The organism is Pandoraea norimbergensis, assembly GCF_001465545.3.
Classification (GTDB): Bacteria; Pseudomonadota; Gammaproteobacteria; order Burkholderiales; family Burkholderiaceae; genus Pandoraea; species Pandoraea norimbergensis.
In genome coordinates, this window is record NZ_CP013480.3 from 2,265,736 (window position 1) to 2,288,480 (window position 22,745).

Annotated in this window: 20 protein-coding genes; 11 read left to right on the forward strand and 9 right to left on the reverse strand. The window is 63.3% G+C overall.

The genetic code is table 11. The features are described from left to right. Positions 1-2 precede the first annotated feature (2 nt). The 3 genes from AT302_RS10015 to AT302_RS10025 form a co-directional block, all read right to left on the reverse strand. Complete coding sequence (locus tag AT302_RS10015; protein ID WP_058380229.1) at positions 3-413, reverse strand: TIGR02594 family protein; 411 nt, start codon at positions 411-413, stop codon at positions 3-5. A gap of 62 nt (positions 414-475) precedes the next feature. After that, positions 476-1,252: a PA3715 family protein gene (locus AT302_RS10020; RefSeq protein ID WP_157125752.1), complete on the reverse strand. Its 777-nt coding sequence runs from the start codon at positions 1,250-1,252 to the stop codon at positions 476-478. Positions 1,253-1,288: 36 nt separating this feature from the next. Beyond that, positions 1,289-2,146, reverse strand: a complete 858-nt coding sequence (locus AT302_RS10025) for a LysR family transcriptional regulator (RefSeq protein ID WP_058378317.1) — start codon at positions 2,144-2,146, stop codon at positions 1,289-1,291. A 106-nt stretch (positions 2,147-2,252) separates the two neighbouring features. Between AT302_RS10025 and AT302_RS10030 the strand changes: the two genes are divergently transcribed. After that, positions 2,253-2,633 (forward strand): tautomerase family protein, encoded by a 381-nt coding sequence (locus AT302_RS10030; RefSeq protein WP_058378318.1) that lies wholly within the window; start codon positions 2,253-2,255, stop codon positions 2,631-2,633. 31 nt (positions 2,634-2,664) lie between these two features. Here the strand turns inward: AT302_RS10030 and AT302_RS10035 are convergent, their stop codons facing one another. Further along, positions 2,665-3,291, reverse strand: a complete 627-nt coding sequence (locus tag AT302_RS10035) for a nucleotidyltransferase domain-containing protein (protein ID WP_218918992.1) — start codon at positions 3,289-3,291, stop codon at positions 2,665-2,667. A gap of 214 nt (positions 3,292-3,505) precedes the next feature. On the opposite strand from AT302_RS10035, the gene AT302_RS10040 reads away from it, so the two are divergent. The 4 genes from AT302_RS10040 (at position 3,506) to AT302_RS10055 (ending at position 7,919) form a co-directional block, all read left to right on the forward strand. Then, a complete protein-coding gene (locus tag AT302_RS10040) occupies positions 3,506-3,832 on the forward strand; it encodes a c-type cytochrome (RefSeq protein ID WP_058378320.1) in 327 nt (108 codons plus the stop codon). 169 nt (positions 3,833-4,001) lie between these two features. Continuing rightward, entirely contained in the window at positions 4,002-5,030 is a 1,029-nt protein-coding gene (locus AT302_RS10045; protein ID WP_058378321.1) for a porin, read from the forward strand. A gap of 13 nt (positions 5,031-5,043) precedes the next feature. Continuing rightward, on the forward strand, positions 5,044-6,735 hold the full coding sequence (locus tag AT302_RS10050) for an arylsulfatase (protein ID WP_237172109.1): 1,692 nt from the start codon (positions 5,044-5,046) through the stop codon (positions 6,733-6,735). Positions 6,736-6,755: 20 nt separating this feature from the next. Beyond that, entirely contained in the window at positions 6,756-7,919 is a 1,164-nt protein-coding gene (locus AT302_RS10055; protein WP_058380231.1) for a formylglycine-generating enzyme family protein, read from the forward strand. An 81-nt stretch (positions 7,920-8,000) separates the two neighbouring features. Here the strand turns inward: AT302_RS10055 and cphA (AT302_RS10060) are convergent, their stop codons facing one another. After that, complete coding sequence (gene cphA / locus AT302_RS10060; RefSeq protein ID WP_058378322.1) at positions 8,001-10,571, reverse strand: cyanophycin synthetase; 2,571 nt, start codon at positions 10,569-10,571, stop codon at positions 8,001-8,003. 152 nt (positions 10,572-10,723) lie between these two features. Continuing rightward, positions 10,724-13,366 carry a cyanophycin synthetase gene (gene cphA, locus AT302_RS10065; protein ID WP_058378323.1) on the reverse strand — a complete coding sequence of 881 codons (2,643 nt, stop codon included), beginning with the start codon at positions 13,364-13,366 and terminating at the stop codon, positions 10,724-10,726. A gap of 295 nt (positions 13,367-13,661) precedes the next feature. On the opposite strand from cphA (AT302_RS10065), the gene AT302_RS10070 reads away from it, so the two are divergent. The 3 genes from AT302_RS10070 to AT302_RS10080 all read left to right on the forward strand — a co-directional run bounded on the left by AT302_RS10070 (position 13,662) and on the right by AT302_RS10080 (position 17,557). Beyond that, positions 13,662-16,091, forward strand: coding sequence for a cyanophycin metabolism-associated ABC transporter (locus AT302_RS10070; RefSeq protein WP_058378324.1), 2,430 nt, complete (start codon positions 13,662-13,664; stop codon positions 16,089-16,091). 17 nt (positions 16,092-16,108) lie between these two features. Beyond that, positions 16,109-16,576 carry a cyanophycin metabolism-associated DUF1854 family protein gene (locus AT302_RS10075; protein WP_058378325.1) on the forward strand — a complete coding sequence of 156 codons (468 nt, stop codon included), beginning with the start codon at positions 16,109-16,111 and terminating at the stop codon, positions 16,574-16,576. A gap of 72 nt (positions 16,577-16,648) precedes the next feature. After that, on the forward strand, positions 16,649-17,557 hold the full coding sequence (locus tag AT302_RS10080; protein ID WP_058380232.1) for a recombination-associated protein RdgC: 909 nt from the start codon (positions 16,649-16,651) through the stop codon (positions 17,555-17,557). A gap of 101 nt (positions 17,558-17,658) precedes the next feature. On the opposite strand, the gene AT302_RS10085 is transcribed toward AT302_RS10080, so the two are convergent. Beyond that, positions 17,659-18,378, reverse strand: a complete 720-nt coding sequence (locus tag AT302_RS10085; protein ID WP_058378326.1) for an SDR family oxidoreductase — start codon at positions 18,376-18,378, stop codon at positions 17,659-17,661. Positions 18,379-18,609: 231 nt separating this feature from the next. Here AT302_RS10085 and AT302_RS10090 point away from each other — a divergent pair, with 231 nt between their 5' ends. Continuing rightward, the gene (locus AT302_RS10090; protein WP_058378327.1) at positions 18,610-19,206 is read left to right on the forward strand and encodes a TetR/AcrR family transcriptional regulator; all 597 of its coding nucleotides are present in this window, start codon (positions 18,610-18,612) and stop codon (positions 19,204-19,206) included. Positions 19,207-19,228: 22 nt separating this feature from the next. Here AT302_RS10090 and AT302_RS10095 read toward each other — a convergent pair whose 3' ends face one another. Beyond that, positions 19,229-20,134, reverse strand: coding sequence for a LysR family transcriptional regulator (locus AT302_RS10095; protein ID WP_058378328.1), 906 nt, complete (start codon positions 20,132-20,134; stop codon positions 19,229-19,231). 175 nt (positions 20,135-20,309) lie between these two features. On the opposite strand from AT302_RS10095, the gene AT302_RS10100 reads away from it, so the two are divergent. After that, a complete protein-coding gene (locus AT302_RS10100) occupies positions 20,310-21,023 on the forward strand; it encodes an SDR family oxidoreductase (protein ID WP_058378329.1) in 714 nt (237 codons plus the stop codon). A gap of 77 nt (positions 21,024-21,100) precedes the next feature. Beyond that, the gene (locus AT302_RS10105) at positions 21,101-21,892 is read left to right on the forward strand and encodes an SDR family NAD(P)-dependent oxidoreductase (RefSeq protein WP_058378330.1); all 792 of its coding nucleotides are present in this window, start codon (positions 21,101-21,103) and stop codon (positions 21,890-21,892) included. 497 nt (positions 21,893-22,389) lie between these two features. Here the strand turns inward: AT302_RS10105 and AT302_RS10110 are convergent, their stop codons facing one another. Beyond that, on the reverse strand, positions 22,390-22,578 hold the full coding sequence (locus AT302_RS10110) for a hypothetical protein (RefSeq protein WP_058378331.1): 189 nt from the start codon (positions 22,576-22,578) through the stop codon (positions 22,390-22,392). Between the last annotated feature and the right edge of the window lie 167 nt (positions 22,579-22,745).

Here is a 22,745-nt window from a genome sequence, read left to right on the forward strand (position 1 = left end):
CGTTACACCGCCGCAGGCCACCGATAACCGAGTACCGACGAGATCGGGTAATCGAGTTCGCGCACTTCGTCCAACTGATTGCCGCCGAGCAGATAAATCGTCGTATCGTCGTGACGTAGATAAAAGCCTACGTGCCCGCGCCAACTTGTCGGGTCGTCGCGTGTGAGCACGACAACGCAGCCGTAGACCGGGCTGTCGAGTGCCGATCCCCACTCAAGCCACGAGCGCGCCAGTGCGGAACCTGTCCCGGCAAGCCCTGCACCGCCCATGCACCAGTTGATGAACGACGAACACCACGAGATCTTGTCGTCGTAGCCGACCAGATTCGTGGTGTTGTTGTATTCGACGATGCGTGGGTTGGTGTCGCCCTGTGGATAGCGGCGGATGCCACGCTCGGCATCGGCAATGCGCATCCACTCCGGCTCGGAGGCACACGCAACGACGGGTTCGTTCGCGCTCATGCGCTGCATCGCTTTCAAGTTCCCGAGAGTGCTTTGGGAACGTTATAGCGCGAACCGTCGTACTCGATCGTGACGTTGGGGCGCTTTGCCGTACTCTCCTTGCTCGCACAGTCGTTACGCGTGGGCTTGTTCGTCGTCGTAACGGTCTTCTCGCTGACGATCAATTTCGCGTAGCCATCCTTGCCAGCGGGGCCGACGGAGACGGCGCGCGACGTATCGGAGAAACTGCCTGCGCAATTGCCATCCCACTCGCCACCGCCTTGTTGCGTCGCCAGATTGTCGACGACTTTGCGCAGCTTCGCCCCGTCGACGACATACAAGCTGACAGTGGTTTGCGAAAACGGATTCACGCGCGACGATCCTTCGTACGTCGCGCGAACACCGAAGGCGAGCACTTGCGGCGTGAGCCGCCAAGGTGCGGTGTCGAGCGACAGGCTACGCAGTTGCACGGCGTCCGACGTGATCGCCGAGCTTTCGAAGTTGTGCGCAATGATCTTGCCCGTCTGACTGTCGGCGACCAGCACCTCGATGTCGTAGACCTTCTCGTCGTCCGTGCTGCCCTTTTGCGGCAGTGGCAATACCGCCAGCGTTTGTGCGGGGTTCGCGGGCCATACCTTACAGGCCGCCACCTCGGTATCGACCGTGCGCCCGGGTTGCAACGCCTGCGCCCATGCCTTGAAGTTGTCTTGGCAATCGGCGTGCGCGAGCAACGGCGCGCAGAGCAAAGCGGAGGCAATGAGGGTTCGCATGGGGATCGGCAGCCAAGGGGTGACGTGAGAAAGGTGGCTCATTCTACTGGCGCCTGCGGTTCACGACCACAACGCAAATCAGCCCCGCACCGCCGCGCGAAAGGCCGCTGAGAGGGCGGCAATCGTTTCGCGTGCGCGCCCGTCCTTGATGCGCGTGTGAAGGAGTACCGGCAAGCGCGGCAAATCAGGCAACCCGAGGCGCGGGCCGACATCGACGGCACCGAACGGCAGCATGCGCGGTGCCAGCGCAGCCACCCCCAATCCGGCCATGACGGCGGCTGTGACGGCGGCCACACCGCCGCCCACGAAAATCTCGGTCCACGGCACACCGGCCGCGTCGAGCATTTTGCCTGCCATCACGCGCACGCCACATGGTTCGGCCAGTGTTGCCACCGGCAGGGGTTCGTCGCTGCGATGCTGCCAACCCGGCGCCGCAAACCAGCCGAATTTCTCTTCCGCCAGCACTTCGCCGTCGCTACGTCCGTCGTGCAGACGCACGATCACGGTATCGAATTCGCGGCGGTCAAAGCTCTGAAGCAGGTCGCACGACGACCCGATGCGGATCTCGATCAACAGCTTCGGGTCCTGCGCATTCATACGGGCGATCAGGGCGGGCAGTTCCGGGCCAGCGACGTGATCGCTGATGCCGATCGTGAGACGCTGACGCGTACCGGCGACCGACGATAGCGCGCGGTCGTGCACTTTGAGCAACTCGCGCGCATGCTCCAAAAATGCCGCGCCTTGCACGGAAAGCTCAACATAACGGGGCGTGCGCTCGAACAGACGAAAGCCGAGCCGGTCTTCCAGCCGTTTGAGCTTGAGGCTCACGGCGGCTTGTGTGGTGAGCATCGCTTCGGCCGCGCGCGTGAAACTGCCGAATTCGGCAATGCGCACGAAAGCGTCGACAGCATCGAGGTCCAGCGGGCGTCCAATCATATTCAATGCTTATCAATGAAATAATTGGCGATAGCATATCAAAATAGATAATCTGACGTTGTTTCTACCGGTCATTTCTACCGCTCATTTCCCCAGGAGCCAAGCCATGCCACTCGTCAGCATTTCCCTTCGTGCAGGAAAACCGGAAGCGTACCGTCAGGCGATCTTCGATAGCGTCTATCAGGCCATGCGCGAATCGTTCAACGTGCCCGAGAACGATCAGTTCATGACCATCACGGAACACGACGCCGCCAACTTCCGGTACGACCCGACTTATCAGGGCGTCTCGCGTAGCGACGACGTCATGTTCATCCAGATCACCGCGAACAACACGCGAACGCTGGAGCAAAAGAAGGCGTTCTACCGCCGCTTGGTGGACTTGCTGGGCGAGCGCCCGGGTGTGCGGCCCGACGATGTTTTTATCAGTCTTGTCGAGGTCGCCAAGGAAAATTGGTCGTTCGGCAACGGACTCGCGCAGTACGCATGAACGCCGCAGTTCATGCGCATGCGAGTGCGCTTCAGAGTGCCTGAAGCCACTCGTGCCCGGGATGGAGTGTGGCTAACCACTGCCGCAGATCGTCTTTCTCGGACGGCGCCAACTTGGGCAGCGCGAGACGGAAATCGCGTTCGTCTTTCTCGCGGCGGTGCTTCGCTTTGAAGAGCAGCACCGCCGCCGGGCACAGATAGGGCACGCCGTCACCGGTTCTCCGGATCATGTCGATACGCGCGCGCCGCAGGTCCGGGGCACGCTTGTATGCCCACGTGTCGCGTGTGCCTTGCGTCTCGACCATCATGTCGACGCGCCAGCAACGCTCAGCCAAATCCCCGCCCCACAACTGTGTGATGTCTGCCGCCGGAGACTCGGACGCAGGCAGGTGCTCGATCACGCCATCACGCACGGTGAAGAACACTAACTCCGCCAGCATGTCCCGGAAGTGACTCACGTCCTCGGGCAGTACCGAGAACTCCAGATCTTCATGCTCGCGCGTCTGCTTGCCGTGCCACAGATCTAGCGCCCATCCCCCCACGACATACCAGTGGGCCGACGTCTCGCCCAATCGCTGCGCGAGATCGTTGGGTGTCCATGCGTTCCAGGCATCGTCGGGGAAGGGGGTAATCGGCGCCATCGGAGGGAGAGGAGACATCGCGTGATCCGCAGAAATGACAGATCCCGCATCTTGCCCGAGATCCCGGAAAACGGAACCCCCAGCTATAACCAATCGATGATGTGCATCCCGAAAGAGTGATATGTATTTTATTTTTTTACAATGTATTCTTTTGTAACGATACGTATACATATAAAAGTCACAATTCAGCGATGCCGCTGTCGGGGAATCGCACATTTTTGAGGGGTTCACCATGAAATTACGCGCTGTCTTCAGCGTTGCGCTGGCGTTGAGTGCGTCTGGCATGTTCGGCGTGCTGACGAATACGGCAACGGCTGCGCCTTCGGCGAGTGAGCAGACCTGCCGCGCTTGCCACGACATGAACGACAAGAAGGTGGGCCCGGCGTTTCGCGCCATTGCGGCGTCGTACCGCGACGACCCGGCGGCGCTGGCAAAGATCAAAAAAAGCATTGTCGAAGGCAGTCGCGGCAAATGGGGATCGATCCCGATGCCGCCGAACGCACTCGCCGATGGCGAAGCCGATCGTTTTGCCGCGTGGGTCATGAGTCTCAACAAGTAGTCCTCTGCGGGTGCGCTACCCCGCGCTACCCGCGCTGTCCCGCATCCCCCAGCCGCTACCCACACGAACGAACACAGCTCCGGACCCCGCACACGTTGCCGGGCCACCGGACCACCGTGCCCAGACGTTGCCCACGACATGACGAGGCGGCGCTCGCACAGGAGGAGACATGTACAAGAAAGCCTGCGCTGCGCTGGTTCTGGCGCATTGTTCCGGCGCGTCGTTTGCGCAAACGGGACCGACACTGTCCGGTATCGTCGATAGCTATTTCGAGACCATCCGGGCGCAGAATCAAACCACCCCGCGTATGCAAAGCGGCGGCCTGCAAACCTCGCGTTTTGTCTTTCGCGATGTCGAGAAAATTACCGACACGCTGGAAGCCCAAGCCGTGCTGGAGTGGCGCTTTCGGGTCAACAACGGCACGACGCCGGTGCCGCCGGCGCGCGATGCCTACGTCGCGCTAAAAGGCGACTTCGGGCGCTTGCTGCTTGGGCGCATGCGCGTGACGTCAGCGACCACCTATGGCCGCATCGACCCGACGTACACCGGCAACTACAGCGTCATTACCAACGTCATTGCCTCGTACGAGCGCTGGCTCGAGAACAACACCATCAAGTACGAGACGCCCAAATGGAACGGCTTTCAGGTGATCTCGTCGCTGTCGCTCGGCAAGCAGGGCGAGAATCTCGCGACCGGTGAGCGGCGAAACAGCGGGCAGGGCACCAGTACGGGCCTGCGATATTCGACCGGGCCGTGGTTCGCATCGGTCGTCTACGACAACTTCAACAATGCCCGGCCGGGCGAGAGCATGCAGGACGTGTGGCTCGTCGGCGAATACTGGGTTCGCGGGCAGTACAAATTCACGGCCGCCGTCCATCGCTATTCCGGCATTTACACGTCGGGCAAGCCGTCGCAGCAGGGGTTCGACTGGCAACTCGGCGGCCGCTACCAACTCACGGCTGCCGACGAACTCGTGGTGTCGCTGGTCAACCGCAATGAGAGCGGTGGCTCGAACGGCGACGCTACCGGGCTGTACGTGGGTATCGAACACAGTCTGTCGAAGCGCACCCGACTCTACGCGAGCTATGCCCGCATCAACAACCGCGGCAACAGCCGGTACGCGCTGGCGTTCGACATGACGCCGCTGCCCGGCGAGAACACGAGCGCCGTGGCATTGGGCATCAGTCATGCCTTCTGAGAGGAGCCTGAACGTGAACGATCGAACGAACGTGTGCCGCCTTACCGTGCGCAAGGCGGTGCGCTCGCTGCTCGCCGCATGCATGACTGCGATTGGCGTGAGCGCGTGGGCCGCCCCGGCGCAACGCCCGAACATCCTGATGATTCTTGCCGACGATCTCGGGTATTCCGACGTGGGCGCATTCGGCAGCGAAATTCATACGCCGAATCTCGACGCACTGATTGCCTCGGGCCGGATTCTGACGAACTTCCACGTCGCGCCGAGCTGCTCGCCAACGCGTGCGATGTTGCTGTCGGGGGCCGATCACCATTTGTCCGGCTTGGGCACGATGGCCGAGACGTTGCAGATCTATCAGGTTGGGCAACCGGGTTACGAGGGCTATCTCAACGAGCGCTCGCTCTCGATCGCCAGCCTGCTGCGCGATGGCGGTTATCACACGTACATGGTGGGCAAATGGCACCTCGGGCTCACGCCGGGGCAGAGCCCGCAGGCGCGCGGTTTTGAATCGTCGTTTGTGCTGCTGCAAGGCGGCGCTGCGCACTTCGGCCCGACACCGGGGAAGATTACGTCCGCCGATCGTGCGTCGTATCGTGAGAACGGCGCCATCGTGCGCTTGCCGGAGACGTTCTATTCGAGCACCGGTTACACCGACAAGCTGATCGGCTACATCGAGCGCAATCGGGCGGACGGCAAACCGTTCTTCGCCTATGCCGCGTACACGGCACCGCATTGGCCGCTGCAAGCGCCCGACGAGACGATCGATCACTATCGCGGCCGATACGACGCCGGTTACGACGCGATTCGCGACGAGCGCATCGCGCGGCAGAAAGCGTTGGGCATCGTGCCGCGCGATTTCAAACCGGCGGCGCAATTGCCTGTGTCACCGGCGAACCCCGCGTGGGAGCAATTGACGCCCGATCAACGCAAGACCGAAGCTCGCAAGATGGAGGTGTACGCCGCGATGGTCGAGAGTCTCGACGCGAACATCGGACGGCTCATCGACTACCTGAAGGCCACTGGGCAATACGACAACACCTTCGTGTTCTTCGCCTCGGACAACGGGCCTTCGGGGGAGCGTGTCGATGTCTTCTATCCAGACGGACCCGACAACGACAACAGCTACGCCAATCTCGGCCGCCGCCGCTCGAACATCGCGCTGGGTACGCGCTGGGCAGAGGTCAGTGCAACACCGTTCCGGTTGTTCAAGGGCTACCCGGCAGAAGGGGGTGTCAGCGTTCCCGCGATCGTGCGGCTGCCCCGGCAGTCCGTCGGTCAGACACAGGCGAACCAACTGGCATCCGTGCTGGATCTCGCGCCGACGTTCCTGCAACTGGCGGGTGTGAAAAACCCGGGGAGTCGCTATCGTGGTGAAGCGGTCAATCCGATGACAGGCAGCTCGCTGTTGCCGCTGTTGACGGGCAGCACGATGACGCATCTGCCCGACGACGCACTGGTCGGTGAGGAGTTTGCGGGCAACCGGTACATCCGCGACAACCGCTGGAAGTTGCTGTCGGTGCACCTCAAACAAGGTCCGCAGCCGGTCGCGGGGCCGCCTGACTGGAAGCTCTACGACATGTCGACAGATCGTGGCGAAACACAGGACGTCGCCGCCGATAATCCAGATATCGTGAGCCGGTTGAAGCGCGGCTGGCGTGAGTACATGACGCGTGTCGGCGTGGTGCTGGCGCCGGGCGTGAACGAATAATGCGCGCGTTTTCACGTCGCATGGCTTTGCCGGCACTGATCGTCGTGTCGGTGGCCGGTGGTGCGGGCGCGTGGTTGTCGGCACACGGTGGCGCGCGCTCGGCTGCATCATCCGCGACACCGGTGCCGCGTATCGGTGATGGCCGGCAGGGTCCCGAACGCATGGCGTGGATTCCCGCGCAGCGCTTCCTCATGGGTACGGATAGCCGTCTCTCTCAGCGCAATGAGCGGCCAGCGCACGAGGTGCGGGTCAGCGGATTCTGGATGGACGTGCATGACGTGACGAATGCGGAGTTCGCACGCTTCGTTGCCGCGACCGGCTACGTCACCACCGCCGAGCAGGTGCCGCGCTGGGACGATTTGAAAGGGCAGTTGCCACCGGGTACGCCGGCACCTGCGCCCGGGGCGCTCGTGCCGGGCGCGATGGTGTTCGTGGGCACGGATACACGTGTGCCGCTCTTCGATGCTTCACGATGGTGGCGATACGTGCCCGGTGCCAACTGGCGTCATCCGCAGGGACCGGGCAGCGATCTGGCAGGCAAGGAGGAGCATCCTGTCGTGCAGGTGTCGTACGACGATGCGCGGGCGTATGCCGACTGGGTGGGTAAGCGTCTGCCGACCGAGGCCGAGTGGGAAGTGGCCGCGCGCGGCGGGCTGACGCAGGCCGATTACGTATGGGGAGGCAGCAAGACGCCTGATGGGAAGTCGATGGCCAATATCTGGGACGACGATACTCAGCCGTTTCCGGTCGCCAGTGCCACGAAGATCGAAATCGGCACGCGTCCCGTCGGCAGCTACGCGCCGAATGGCTATGGTCTGTACGACATGGCCGGTAACGTCTGGCAATGGGTGGCGGACTGGTATCGCGTCGACTATTTTGCGAGACAGGCCGCCCAGACGAATCGCGGTGAGCGCGTCATCGATCCGCAAGGCCCGGCGCAGAGCTTCGATCCTGACGACGGCGCGACGCCAGCCGATGCGCCGAAGCGTGTGACACGCGGCGGTTCATTTCTCTGTACGGATACGTATTGCAGCGGCTATCGCACGAGTGCCCGGCGGGGCACCGACCCGAGCAATCCGATGTCGCACATCGGCTTTCGACTGGTGATGACGCCGGATCAATGGGCGGCGCGTACGACTACGGCGACGGCTGCGGCAAACGTCTCGGGCTCACACCGGTACTGAAATGAAAACGCCCCCGGAAACTGGTGAGTTCACCAATTTCCGGGGGCATGTCAGATGCCGTCAAAATTGCATTCAGTGCGTTCAGGCTTCCGCGACACGCTTGCCGATGTACTCAAGCGCCTCGTCCACCTGATCGATCAAAATCAGGCACAGATCGCCCGGTTGCAGACGTGCCAGCGCCGTATCGATCGCGGCAAACTCACCGCGGATTTCATCGATATGGCTGGCACGGCGGGCATCCACCAGACCCGCACGCAGCAGGCCGAGCACTTCGCCATCTTCACGGCCGCGCTGGCACTGATCCTGATAGAGCAGCACGTCGTCGAACGCGTCGCCCAGAATCTCGGTCTGACGGCGGATGTCTTCGTCGCGACGGTCGCCCGCGCCCGAAATCACCACCGAGCGGCGCTTGGCCGGCATCGTTTCAACGGCTTGCGTGAGGGCCTGAATCGCGTCCGGGTTGTGACCGTAATCGGCGATCACGGTCGCACCCTTGTAGTCGAACACGTTGAAGCGGCCCGGTGCGGTACCCGCATCGTTCACGAACGTGGCCAGACCGGCGCGCACGATCGCCGGATCGATATTCAGTGCCCATGCGGCACCAATGGCTGCCATGGCGTTCTCGACCTGGAAGCCGATCGCGCCGCCGCGCGTCAGCGGAATCGCCGACAGTGCGTAACGCGTTTCTTCCGTGCCCTGAGCGGTGACGATGTTGCCACCGTCCACGAACACCACACGCTTGCCCTTGGCACGATGCGTGGCGAGCACCGGGTGCGAGGCGTCCATCGCGAAGTACGTCACCTTGCCCGGGCAGGCGTCGGCCATGCGCGCGACCATCGGGTCGGCTGCGTTGAGCACGGCCATGCCGTTCGGCGCGACGTTGCGCACGATCACGCTCTTGAGCACGGCCAGATCTTCGACTGTGTTGATGTACGACAGGCCAAGGTGGTCGCCCATGCCGATGTTGGTCACCACGGCGACATCGCAACGGTCATAAGCCAGACCTTCACGCAGCAGGCCGCCGCGAGCCGTTTCGAACACGGCCGCATCGACGTCGGGGTGCAGCAGCACGTTGCGCGCGCTGCGCGGGCCGCTGCAATCGCCGGTGTCGATACGCTGACCGCTTACGTAAATGCCATCGGTGCCGGTCATGCCGACGCGCAGGCCACGTTGTGCGATCAGGTGTGCAATCAGGCGCACCGTCGTCGTCTTGCCGTTCGTTCCCGACACGGCCACGACCGGAATGCGGCCGTCGTCGCCGTCTTCGAACATGGTCGAGACGATGGCTTCACCGACCGCACGGCCCTTGCCGTACGACGGTTGCAAATGCATACGCAGACCCGGTGCGGCATTGACTTCCACAATGCCGCCGGCCTGATCTTCGAACGGACGGATGACGGTTTCGCACACGGCGTCCACGCCCGCGATGTCCAGACCGACTTGCTGCGCGGCGGCCACGGCACGCGCGGCGATTTCCGGATGCACGTCGTCGGTCACGTCGGTGGCGGTGCCGCCCGTCGACAGGTTGGCGTTGTTGCGCAGCACGATGCGCGCGCCCGCTTCGGGCACGGAGTCGGCGTTCAGCCCTTGCTTGGCGAGCGTCGCCAGCGCGATGTCGTCAAAACGAATCTTGGTGAGCGAGGTGGCGTGCCCTTCGCCACGGCGCGGGTCGGCGTTGACCGTCTCGACCAGTTGGCGCACGGTGTGCACGCCGTCGCCGGTGACTTGCGGCGGATCGCGGCGCGCAGCGGCGACCAGCTTGTTGCCGATTACCAGCAGACGGAAGTCGTGGCCCGGGATGTAGCGCTCGATGATGACGTCGCGGCTGATGTCCTGCGCAGCCTCGAACGCCTTCTCGATCTCTTCGCGCGTGCGCAGACGCACGGCAACGCCCTTGCCCTGATTGCCGTCGCGCGGCTTGACGACCACCGGTGCGTCGATTTCCTGCACCAGCTTCCACGCGTCTTCGATGTCGCGCACGGTGCCACCCTGCGGCACCGGCACACCGGCCGCGTGCAACAGCGTCTTGGTCAGGTCTTTGTCTTGGGCGATCGATTCGGCCACGGCTGACGTGCGGTCGGTCTCGGCGGCCTGAATGCGGCGCTGCTTGCTGCCCCAGCCGAACTGCACCATCGAGCCTTCGGTCAGGCGGCGGTAGGGGATGCCACGCGCAACGGCAGCGTAGACAATCGAACCCGTGGACGGGCCGAGGCGCACGTCTTCATCGAGGTCGCGCAGGCGGTACAGGGCGTCGGCCAGATCAAACGGGCTGTCTTCGAGCGCGGCGTTGATCAGTTGCTGGGCCAGTTCGAACGCGAGACGTCCGACCGGCTCTTCGCTGTACTGCACCACCACCTGGAATGTACCCGGCTCAATGGTCTGCGTGGTCTGGCTGAACGTGACCGGGCAACCGGCGGCGGCCTGCAAGTGCAGGGCCGTGGTGGCGAGGGCGTCGGCGAGCGAGACCGGACGCTCTTCTGCGTCGGGCGTCAGTGCCGTCAGTTCCGGGAAGCGCGCGCGCAGGCGGGCTTCGAAACCGGCCAAATTGCCGATCGAGTATTCGAGATCGGTGCACGTCACGATGGCCTCGATGGCCGTGTGACGGCTCCAGAGGTTCGGCCCGCGCAATGCGCGGATGCGGGAGACTTCCATAAATTGCAATCCCTGTCTGTCCACTTCGCGTCCCTGTATGGCTGGTGGTTTGCGAGAAAAACGACTGTGGCTTGGGTATTCGATAGCTATCTATATAGATCAGGCGACGTTTGACTTCCCCGAACGCCGCCTGTCTTCAATGCTTTTGGCGATCAGGCTGCCAGCGCACGGATCGGTTGACCCATCCACAAGTGCACGAGGTCGAGCATGGCCGCTGCACCGCCTTCATCGGCTTGCAGCACCAGCACGTCGCCCGGCACGAGTTGCGCAAGGGCTTCCTCGGCGGCGCTGCGGCGCTCACCGGCCTCTACCACTTGCACCTTTTTGCCTGCGTCGATGCCTGCGTTGATACCCGCCCGCAGTTGCGCGCGCGACTCGGGCAACGCACGCTTGCGCGACACGCTCAGGTCGTCGCACAACACCACGCGGTCGAACGTTTGCGCGAGCAGCTTGCCTTCGGCTTGCAGGTCTTCGTCCATGCGGTCGAGGCCCGGGCCGTAGACGGCAATGCGGCGCTCGGCCGGCAACGTGGCCAGCGCAGCTGCCAGTGCAGTGAGCGCCGGGGCGTTGTGCGCGTCGTCGACGACCACGGTCGCGCCTTGCTTTTCGAACACGGTGAAGCGGCCCGGGGCATCGACCTGACCGACGTCGAACGTCGTCACGCCAGCGCGCAGGATGTCGAGCTTCACGCCCATCGACCACGCAGCGGCCACGGCGGCCAGCACGTTCTCGATCTGGAAGGCGACGCGGCCTGCGTAGGTCAGCGGCATGTCGGCGGTCGCGGCCACGACGGTTTCTTCGGCGCCGGTGGCAAGCACCACGCGCCCGTCACGCACGAACACCACGCGCTTGCCTGCGGCGCGATGCGCCACGATGGCCGGCAGTTGTTCGTCCAGACCGAAGAAGATCACGTCGCCGTCGCACAGCTCGGCCATTTCGACCACGAGCGGGTCGCGCGCGTTGAGCACGGCGACGCCTTCCGGCAGCACCACGTCGATTTGCGTGCGCAGCACGTTGTACATACGGTCGACGTCTTCAACAAAGTACTGGCCCAGATGGTCCGGGCGGTCGATGTTGGTGACGATGCCGACCTGACAACGGTCGTAGGCGAGGCCTTCGGAGAGAATCGCGCCGCTGTCGTTCTCGAACACGGCAGCGGTCACGCTGGCGTTCATCAGCACGCGGTGGGCGGCGTCCCAGTTGGCGCGGTCGCCGCTTTGCACGAGGCGCTTGTCGAGGAACAGGCCGTCGCTGCACGCCAGACCGGTGTGCTCGCCGGCCAGTTGCAGCAGATGCGTGAGCAGGCGGCCGACCACGGTCTTGCCGTTGGTGCCAGTAATACCGACAACCGGAATACGGCCGGCATCGCCTTGCGGGAACAGGTGGTCGACGATGGCACGGCCGACCGGACGGGCTTCGCCCGAGGCCGGCTTCAGGTGCATCAGCAGGCCGGGGCCCGCGTTGACTTCCACGATGGCGCCGCGTTGGTCGGCGAGCGGGCGGGAAATGTCTTCCGCAACCAGATCGACGCCGGCGATGTCCAGCCCGACGATGCGCGCTGCCAGCGACGCATGGGCGGCCACGCTCGGGTGCACACGGTCGGTGACGTCGAACGCCACGTTGCCATTACGCTGGATCAGGACGTTCTTGCCTTCGGGCGGCACGGAGTCGGCGTCGAAGCCCTGACGCTTGAGTTCCAGCCGGGCCGACGAGTCGATACGCACGCGGTTGAGCGGCTGGTCTTCAGCGCTGCCGCGACGCGGGTCGCTATTGATTTGCAGCTCGATGAGTTCCGAGACGGTGTGCTTGCCGTCGCCGACCACCGAGGCCATTTCGCCCATGGCGGCAGCGACCACACGGCCGCCCACCACCAGCAGGCGGTGCTCCAGCCCTTGGACGAAGCGCTCGACGATCACGCCGTTGCCTTCTTCGAGGGCGACGTCGAACGCCGTGGTGACTTCGTCTCGCGTGGTGAGATTGATAAACACGCCACGGCCATGGTTGCCGTCGTACGGCTTGACCACGACTGGCAGGCCGATGTCTTCAGCGGCTTCCCAGGCGTCGTCGGCGCTCTCGACCAGACGGCCTTCCGGCACGGGCACGCCGCACGATTCGAGCAGTTGCTTGGTCAGGTCCTTGTCGCGCGAGATGCTTTCGGCGATGGCGGGGGTGCGGTCGGTCTCGGCGGTCCAGATGCGGCGGGCGGCGGCGCCGTAACCCAGTTGCACCAGATTGCCGTCGGACAGACGCAGATGTGGGATGTCACGGTCGTCGGCCGCATCGACGATGCAGGCGGTGCTCGGTCCCAGGCAGTGCTTGTCGACCAGACCGCGCAGCATTTCGACGGCGGCTTCGACGTCGTACGGGCGGTCTTCGATGGCGGCCATGACCAGATCGCGGGCGGCGAACAGCGCGGCGCGGGTCACGTCTTCGTGCCAGGCGCGCACGATCACCTTGTAAACACCGCTGATCGGGGTTTCACGGGCTTTGCCGAAGCCACCGGGCATGCCGGCGAGGTTCTGCAATTCGAGCGTGACGTGTTCGAGGATGTGGCCGGGCCAGGTGCCTTCGCGCAGGCGCTGAAGGAAACCGCCGCGCTCGCCGATGCTGCATCGGTGCTCGATGAGGGTCGGCAGCCACTCGGACAGCCGCTCGGGGAACCCCGGGATCTTGTTGGACGGGAACTCCTCGAGTTCGCCGATATCGACCCATGCCTCAAGCACCGGCCGATATGTCCACATATTCGGGCCGCGCAGCGACAGGACATCGAAAATCTCAATGTCTTTCTTTTTCATCTAAGGCTAATTCACGCGTCAAGGCTGGATTCGGTGAAGCCGGCGAGGCCGATTTCGGGCGGCACAGCCGGTCGCGCTTGTACAGTTAACTGGTTACTTAACGTGAGATCTCAGAAACGGTTGACCGGCGCAACAATATTTCCATGTTGCGGTGTGTCATCGGGGAACTCCCCGCCGCAAAAGGCGTCGCTGTGGTTATACTTGCGGCAAATTCGCGGGCTGACAGGGAAAGTCCGCGTCGATTTCTCTCCGTTTGCACCGATGTCCGCCCCTTGAGGACACGCTCGCCGCAGCAATGACCGACACCTCCGCCGCCAGTCCCACCGCTTCATCCGACAGTGGCCCGTCTTCCGCCGCTACCGCCTCGTCTGCTCCGCTTTCCGGTGTTCGCAACGCCACCGCCGAGTCCTGGTACCCGGACGCCGCCGCACAATTGGCCGATGGGGAATCCGTACTCGCGTGGCTGACGGTCGATCTCGACGCGCATCTGCACTTTGCGCGGGGCGTGGTCGTGGCGACCGACCGCCGGATTCTGGCGCGCGAAGCGACGGCCGGCGGCGCCTCGGCCCATGCCGGGGGCTGGCAGTCGTGGGCGTACCGCGAGGATTTGGTGCTCACGCATACCGATCATGCGGGCGTGGGGTCGCTGGAACTGTGCGATGCCCGTCAAAAGCTCGCGAGCTGGCGCTACACGCTGGGTCACAACCCGGCCGCGTTGCAGTTGATGGACGCCGTGGTGCGCATGCGCGATATCGCCGTGGCCGCCGCCGCTGGCCGGGTGCTGGCCGACGAAGTGGTGGAAGTCGGCACGTGCCCGATCTGTCAGGCCGAGTTGCCGGTGGGCGTCGACGAGTGCCCGCAGTGCAACCCGGAAACGGAAGCCCCACCGTCGACATGGGCATTGCTGCGCCTGTGGCGCTTTGCCCGGCCGTACCGCTTTCAGTTGCTCGCCGGCTTCCTGCTCACGCTGTGCGGCACCGGCGCCACGTTGATCCCGCCGTATCTGACGATGCCGCTCATGGACAACGTGCTGATCCCGTTCCAGAACGGCCAGCCTATCGATTACCACCTGGTGGGAATGTATTTGTCCGGGCTGCTTGGTGCGGGCCTCGTGGCCTGGTTGCTAGGCTGGGCGCGGACGTATCTGCTCGCCAAGGTCTCGGAGCGCATCGGCGCCGACCTGCGCACGGAGACGTATTCCCACTTGTTGCGGCTGTCGCTGGAGTACTTCGGCGGCAAGCGCACGGGCGACCTGATGGCGCGTATCGGCTCCGAGAGCGACCGTATCTGCGTGTTCCTGTCGCTGCACCTGCTCGACTTCGCCACCGACGTGCTGATGATCATCATGACGGCGGTCATTCTCGTGTCGATCAACCCGTGGCTGGCCGTGGTCACGCTCGTGCCGCTGCCGTTTATCGCATGGCTGATCCATCTGGTGCGTGACCGTCTGCGCCACGGCTTCGAGAAGGTCGACCGGATCTGGGCGGAAATCACCAATGTGCTGGCCGATACGATTCCGGGCATTCGCGTGGTCAAGGCCTTCGCGCAGGAAAACCGCGAAGTGGCGCGTTTCAAGGAAGCTAACCGCCATAACCTCGTCGTCAACGACCGCGTGAACCGCGTGTGGTCGCTGTTCTCGCCGACGGTCACGTTCCTGACGGAAGTCGGTCTGCTGGTGGTGTGGATCTTCGGTATCTGGCAGATCTCGAAGCACGAGATCACGGTCGGGGTGCTTGCCGCGTTCCTCACCTACATCAGCCGCTTCTATACGCGTCTCGATTCGATGAGCCGCATCGTGTCGGTCACGCAGAAGGCCGCCGCCGGTGCCAAGCGCATCTTCGATGTGCTCGATCACGTGTCGAACGTGCCGGAGCCGGTCAACCCCGTGCATCTGAAAGAAGTGAAGGGCGCCATCGACCTGCGCGACATCGGTTTCCGCTACGGCAACCGTTCGGTGATTCGCGGCATGGACCTGCGCATTGCGCCGGGCGAGATGATCGGTCTGGTCGGTCACAGCGGGTCGGGCAAGAGCACGCTCGTGAACCTGATCTGCCGCTTCTACGATGTGGCCGAAGGCTCGATCCAGATCGACGGCGTGGATATTCGCGCGCTGCCGGTCTCCGAGTTCCGCCGTAACGTGGGGCTGGTGTTGCAGGAGCCGTTCCTGTTCTTCGGCACCATTGCCGATAACATCGCGTACGGCAAGCCGAACGCCACGCGGGCCGAGGTGGTTGCCGCCGCCCGTGCCGCGCATGCGCATGAGTTCATTCTGCGTCTGCCGCATGGTTACGACTCGCTGGTCGGCGAGCGTGGGCAGGCACTGTCGGGCGGCGAGCGTCAGCGTATTTCGATTGCACGCGCGCTGCTGATCGACCCGCGCATCCTGATTCTCGATGAAGCCACCTCGTCGGTCGATACGGCCACCGAGAAGGAAATTCAGAAAGCACTCGACAACCTCGTGCAAGGCCGCACGACGATTGCCATTGCGCACCGTCTCTCGACGCTGCGCAAGGCCGACCGCCTCGTGGTGCTCGATCGCGGCAAGATCGTCGAAGTGGGTAACCACGACGAGTTGATCGCCCGCGAAGGCGCTTACTACAAGTTGTATCAGGCGCAGCAACGTAACGTCGATACGGATATCGACGATGCCGTCGACACCGCCGAAGCCGCCGCCGCGATTGCTGCCGTGACGGCAGCACCGGCACAGCCGCTCTCGGCCAACTGATCGACGCGAGGATAGTCATGCAGATCGATTTCACTCTGTCGCGTAATGTTTTTGGCCGCTTGGTGCTGACGGACGCCGACGGTGTCGCGCACGAAGGTGTGGTGCCCGTGCGCGCGTTTCCGATTGCTGCTCCCGACGACGGGCTGGCGCTGGTGAGTACGGAAGGGCGTGAGCTCGTCTGGCTCGACTCGCTCGACGTGCTGCCGGTGAGCATGCAGACGCTGGTGCGCGAAGAACTCGCCACGCGCGAATTCATGCCGGAAGTGCATCGCATCAAGGGCGTGTCGACGTTTGCTACGCCGAGCACGTGGACCGTGGAGACGAATCGTGGCGAAGCGTCGTTCGTGCTGCGCGGCGAAGAAGACATTCGCCGTCTTGGCGGCCAGACGCTGCTCATCACGGACAGCCACGGCATTCACTTTCTGATTCGCGATTCGGCCAATCTCGACAAGCCGAGCCGGAAAATTCTCGACCGATTCCTTTGATTTTCGAAGATCGGTCGCGCCGCCCATCGCGTCACTGGTAAAATCGCGCTTTTGCTTTTTGCGGTGATGCCGATGTGGTTCAAGAATCTTCAGTTGCACCGAATTCCTGCCGGTTGGTCCATGAGCGTCGCGCAAATGGAAGACGCGCTCGAGAAGCACGCGTTCCGCGAGGGCGGCAGCCTCGAAATGCAAGTGCAGGGCTGGGCCCCGCCGCGTGAAGGCGGTGAGCTCGTTCACAGCATCAATCGTCAGTTTCTGCTGGCCTATCGCGCCGAGAAGAAACTGCTGCCGTCGACCGTCGTCAATCAGGTCACGCGCGCCAAGGCCGTCGAGCTTGAAGAGCAGCAAGGCTTCAAGCCGGGCCGCAAGCAGATGAAAGAGCTCAAGGAGCAGGTCACCGACGAACTGCTGCCGCGTGCGTTCGGTATTCGTCGCGACACACGCGTGTGGATCGATCCGATCAACCGCTGGCTCGTGATCGACGCCGCGTCGCCCGCCAAGGCCGAAGAAGTGCGCAGCCTGTTGCTCAAGACGCTCGACATCACGCTCGAGAATGTGGAACTCAACGAAGCCCCGGTGGCCGTGATGACCTCGTGGCTGGCCGGCAATGAAGCGCCGGGTGGCTTCACCGTCGATCAGGACGTTGAACTGCGCTCGAATACGGATGAGAAGGCTGCGGTGCGCTACGTGCGTCACCCGCTCGACGGTGCCGACGTGCGCCAGCACATCGAAGCCGGTAAGCGCTGCACGAAGCTCGCGATGACGTGGAACGACCGCATCTCGTTCGTGCTCACCGATGCGTTCGCGATCAAGCGCGTGACGCCGCTCGACATCATCAAGGACGCCGCCGACCCGACGGCAGAAGGTGAAGCCGAGAAGTTCGACGCCGACGTGGCGTTGATGACCGGTGAGCTTGCCAAACTGCTCGACGATCTGATCGAAGCCGTGGGCGGTGAACGTGAGATGGATAAGGCGGCGTGAGTTGGTTTGATGCTGCCTGATGTCTGAAAAGACATAAGAAACGCCGCGGTCCCGGTAACTGGGGCGCGGCGTTTTTTCATTGGCGTGTCCGCCGTCCGGCGTTATTCCTGATTCGCTTGCGACGCCGGGTCAATTAGGTAGACGCCGTGCGAGAGCGCCTGCTTCACTTCGCGCGTGCGCTCGTCGACGCTCACTTCTTCTTCGCCCGCTTCGATAGCGTCGTAAGCCTGACGGACGACTTCGGCCGGCGAGAGCTTTTCGGCCTCGAAGCCGCGCGTCAGATCGGTATCGATGAAGCCCGCATGCAACCCGACGACCTGCGTGTTCTGGGCGCGCAATGCCAGACGCGTGCCGTTGGTGAGCGACCACGCGGCCGCCTTCGAAATCGCATATTCGGGAATGACGCTTGAGCTAATCCAGCTCACGATGGACAACACGTTCAGAATCGCACCGCCGCCGTTGCGCCCGAGGGTATCGGCGAAGGCCTGTGTCGTTGAGAGGATGCCGAAGACGTTGGTTTCCAGTGTGTCGCGCAGCAGCTTGTCGGCACCGGGGCGTGTCAGGCCTTCGGTCACGCGCGCAATGCCCGCGTTGTTGATGAGCAGCGTCACGTCGCCTGCCAGTTGCGCGGCAGCGGCGACTTCCTCGGGGTTGGTGACGTCGAGTCTGACGGGAATCACGCCCGGCAGCGTGACGTTGGCTGGATCGCGTGACCCGGCGTACACCTTCTTCGCCCCACGGGCGAGTGCCTGTTTGGCAAATTCCAGCCCCAGACCCCGGTTGGCACCGGTCACAAATACGACAGCATCTTTGATCTTCATTGCAGCGCTCCAGCGGAGTAGGTAGGCCGCCCAAGGCGGCACGGCTTCAGCTATACTTCATGACAATTGTGATCGCCATCGTCATTGAGGGGCATTGTGCCGAGCAGTACGTCGGTTTGTCAATGGTGATCGACATTGTCTTTTTCGATCGTGTCGATTGACGCGATGTGCGCTGATCCGGCGTCGTCACCTTAGCGGGTTCGACATGGGTCGCGCGTCGCAGGAGCCAATATGGGAATTTCGAGAGAAAAGGCCGCAGAGAACCGCGAGGCCATCGTCGCCGCCGCCGAGCGGCTGTTTCGTGAGCACGGTGTGGATGCGGTCGGGCTGACGGCGCTGATGAAGGAAGCGGGCTTCACACAGGGCGGGTTCTACAACCACTTCAAGTCGAAGGACGCGCTGGTGGCTGCCGTGTTGGCGCGGGCGGTGCAAGGCTCGGACGGGGTGCTGGCGGGTGGCGACGTGGCTTTGCAGGCCGCGATGTCGCCGCAAGAGCGCGTCGAGCGCTATTTGTCGCCCGCGCATCGCGACGACGTGGCGTGCGGTTGCGCGATGGCCGGGTTCGCGGGCGATGCTCCTCGTATCGGCCCCGAAGCGCAAGCCTGCTATGCCCGAGGACTCGCTGACGTCATCGGTAAGCTGACCGACGCCGGTCGGGCGCAAGGCATGACCGAACAAGACGCCGCACAGGCCGCGATGGCGCGCTTCTCGCAGATGGTCGGTACGCTGGTGTTGTCGCGGGCCGTCGCGGGCGCTGACCCAGCGCTCTCGGAGGCGTTGCTGGCGGCCGGGCGTCAGGCATTGACAGGGCAAGCGAAGGGCGCTTGAGCGGGCGTGAGCCGCCGCCGCTTCAATGCGGCGGCCAGCGCCATGCGGCGCGCAGGCGGTCACGCAGAAAGTCCACGAACGCCCGGGTGCGCGGGGCCAGATGTCGGCTATGCGGATACACCGCGTGTAACGGTGATGCGGGAATCGGCAGCGCGGGCAACACGCGCACGAGCCGGCCGGCGTTGATGTCATCGCCCACATCCCAGATCGATTTCTGCGCAATGCCGGCACCGTGCAGCGCCAGTTCGTGCGCCGTGTCGCCGTCATCGACCACATAGGTGTTCTGCACCTGCACCCGCAGCGTTTCCGACGCCCACACAAACCGCCAGTCCCCATGCGTGGCATTGCCGAACAGGATGCAGTCGTGTTGCTGCAAGTCGCCCACTTCACGCGGCGTACCGCGCCGGGCCAGATACTCGGGGGATGCGACGAGTACGCGGTAGTTCGGGGCAAGCTCCTGTGCGACAAGGCTGGAGTCGGGCAGGGTGCCCACGCGAATGGCCACGTCGATGCCGTGTGCGACGAGATCGACCCATAGATCGCTCAATTCCAGATGCACCTTCAGATCGGGATGGCGCTCGCGAAACGCCACCAGTAGCGCAGCGAGATGCCGCCGCCCAAACGCGCGTGGCGCGCTGATACGCAAAACGCCACCCACCGTGCCCGCCTGCCGTGTCATCAACCGCTCGGTTTCGGCAATCTCTCCCAATATCCGCTGGCAGCACGCATGAAAGACCTGTCCCTCCTCGGTCAGGGCCTGTCGTCGCGTCGTCCGGTTCAGCAGGCGCACACCGAGGCGCTGTTCGAGCAGGCCCAGCCGTTTGCTTACAACTGCCAATGACAGACCCAGCTCGCGTGCGGCGGCCGACATGCTGCCGGTCGCGACGATGCGGTCGAACAAGGTGAGGTCCAGCGTTTGATCGATCATTGGTGGCAGATTCTCAAAAATTTGAAGAGAGTCATTCAGTTTTCCCGGGGATTATCTTCTTTTGGAATGAGGACGACAATGCGTCCATGACGTCGCGTGACAGGCCAACGCCGGCGCAGATGCCTGCTTCTTGGTTTGTCCTGCTTTGTCCTTTTCCATTCTCGGGAGATTCGGCATGTTCAATTTCGACGGCCAGCGTGTGCTGGTAATTGGCGGTAGTTCCGGTATTGGCCGTGCGGCGGCACAAGCGTTTGCGAAGGCGGGGGCGGCGGTCACGATCGCGTCGCGCAGTCAGGTCAAGCTCGATGAAGCGCTGGCGACCATCGGCACCACGGCGCGTGCGGTCGTGCTCGATACGGGGGATGCGGCGGCCGTTGAACAGTTCTTCGCCGATCACGCGCCGTGGCAGCACGTGGTGATCTCGGCCGCGCAGACGCCGACCGGCGCCGTGCGCAAGCTTTCTCTCGCCGATGCGCACGCCGCGTTCGACAGCAAGTTCTGGGGCACTTTTCACGTGGCTCGCTTTGCCAAGATCGAGGACGGTGGCTCGCTCACGCTGACGTCCGGTTATCTGAGCGTGCGCCCGAGCACGTCATCGGTCGTGCAGGGCGCGATCAATGCGGCTGTCGAAGCGCTGGGACGAGGCCTCGCGCTCGAACTCTCGCCGGTGCGCGTGAACACGGTGTCGCCCGGGCTGACCGCAACGCCGTTGTGGAACAAGCTGCCGGAAGCGGATCGCGAGGCGATGTACGCGAGTGCGGCGCAACGGCTGCCGGCGCGCCGCGTGGTGGCTGCGGAGGATGTGGCCAACAGCATTCTGTATCTCGCCGGTACGCCGAGCGCAACCGGTTCGACGGTGCTCATCGATGCGGGTGGCGCGATCGCCTAATGACTTGATAGCGCGATGGTGGCAGTGCAGCGTCATTTCGCAAGTTGTCCTAACGAAAAATCTCTGGAGTCTCAGACATGCATATCGATCTGAAAGAAAAGGTGGCGCTGGTGACGGCGTCGACGGCGGGCATCGGGTTTGCGATTGCACAAGGGCTGGCCGCTGCCGGTGCGACGACGATCGTCAATGGCCGCTCGAAAGCGGGTGTCGACGTCGCCGTAGCGAAATTGCGCGAGGCCGTGCCCGGTGCGCAGGTGCGCGGCGTTGCCGCCGACCTCGCGACGGCGAGTGGTTGCGATGCGCTGGTCTCCGAGGTGCCCGACGTCGATATCCTCGTGAACAACGCCGGTATCTTCGGGCCGAAGGACTTCTTCGACATCCCGGATGCGGAGTGGACGCGGTTTTACGACGTCAATGTGTTGTCGGGCGTGCGGCTGTCGCGGGCCTATTTGCCGGGCATGGCCTCGCGTGAGTGGGGGCGCGTCATCTTTATTTCGTCGGAATCCGCACTGAATATTCCCGAGGACATGATTCACTACGGCATGACCAAAACCGCGCAGTTGGCCGTATCGCGCGGGCTGGCCAAGCGCATGCGTGGCACCGGGGTGACGGTCAACGCAGTGCTGCCGGGGCCGACGCTCTCCGATGGGATGGCTGAGATGCTGCATCAGGCCGGCGTGCCCGCCGATGCCGATATGGCGCAGGCGGCCGCAGCCTTCGTGCAGGAGCATCGGCCCAGTTCGATCATCGGCCGCGCGGCCAGCACCACCGAGGTGGCGAACATGGTGGTGTATGTTGCATCGCCGCAGGCATCGGCCACCACGGGGGCTGCACTGCGCGTTGATGGCGGCGTTGTCGATTCGCTTTAATGCATGGGTAGGAATACGCGAGACAGGCAGCGCTCAGGCGCGCGTCAGGTACTGGTCAGACGACGCGCTGCTGCGCTGCCGCAAGGATTTCGCCGAATTCCGAAAGACGCTCGGCCGATTTGGTGCGGACACCCAAGAGCGGTATACCCGAATCACATTTGGGTACCCATCGCGATAGAGATTGCCTAGAATGAAAGCGTGCCATCCCGCCATTACGAAGTAAGGAGGCCGCGATGCTTACAGGGAGCTTGATTGCAATGTTGGTGATTGTGCTGGTCGTCGGCGTTGCCGTCGCCTGGCTCGCGGACCGTAATTGGTGTCGTGAGCATCCGGCTGCGCGGCACACGACTTGGCGACGTCATCGTCGTGATATCCGGCACGGTTGATTCACCCGTATGACCGGCGGCACAGAACAAGCCGCCAGATGCCAGCCAAATAAAAAGCCCGCCTTTCGGCGGGCTTTCTGTTACTAGACACCTTAATTTCTGGCTGGACGCTCAGGCAACTGCCTGAAGGACGTACTTGCCCTGGACAGTGAGGCGCGGGGACTTCACACCCGGCGCCAACTCTTCCCATTCGATCAGTTTGCTATCAAGCAACGATTCGAGGTCCGGGCGGTCAAGCTCCACTTGCTCCGGAGCGTCCTTGACCAACATCAGGGTGGCAAATTCATGATGACTCAGCATCTTCGTCTCCCGGTTTGCGGTTTCAACAGGGGTCCCAACTCAAGGGACTTTAAGGATAGGTCACGAATATGGCACTTGCGCGACAGAATTCGTACTTTCGATGCTGCTATGCAGCATTTCTTGTGTTGGACTTTCCCACCGCCAGCATAGGCGTTCAGGATGACACT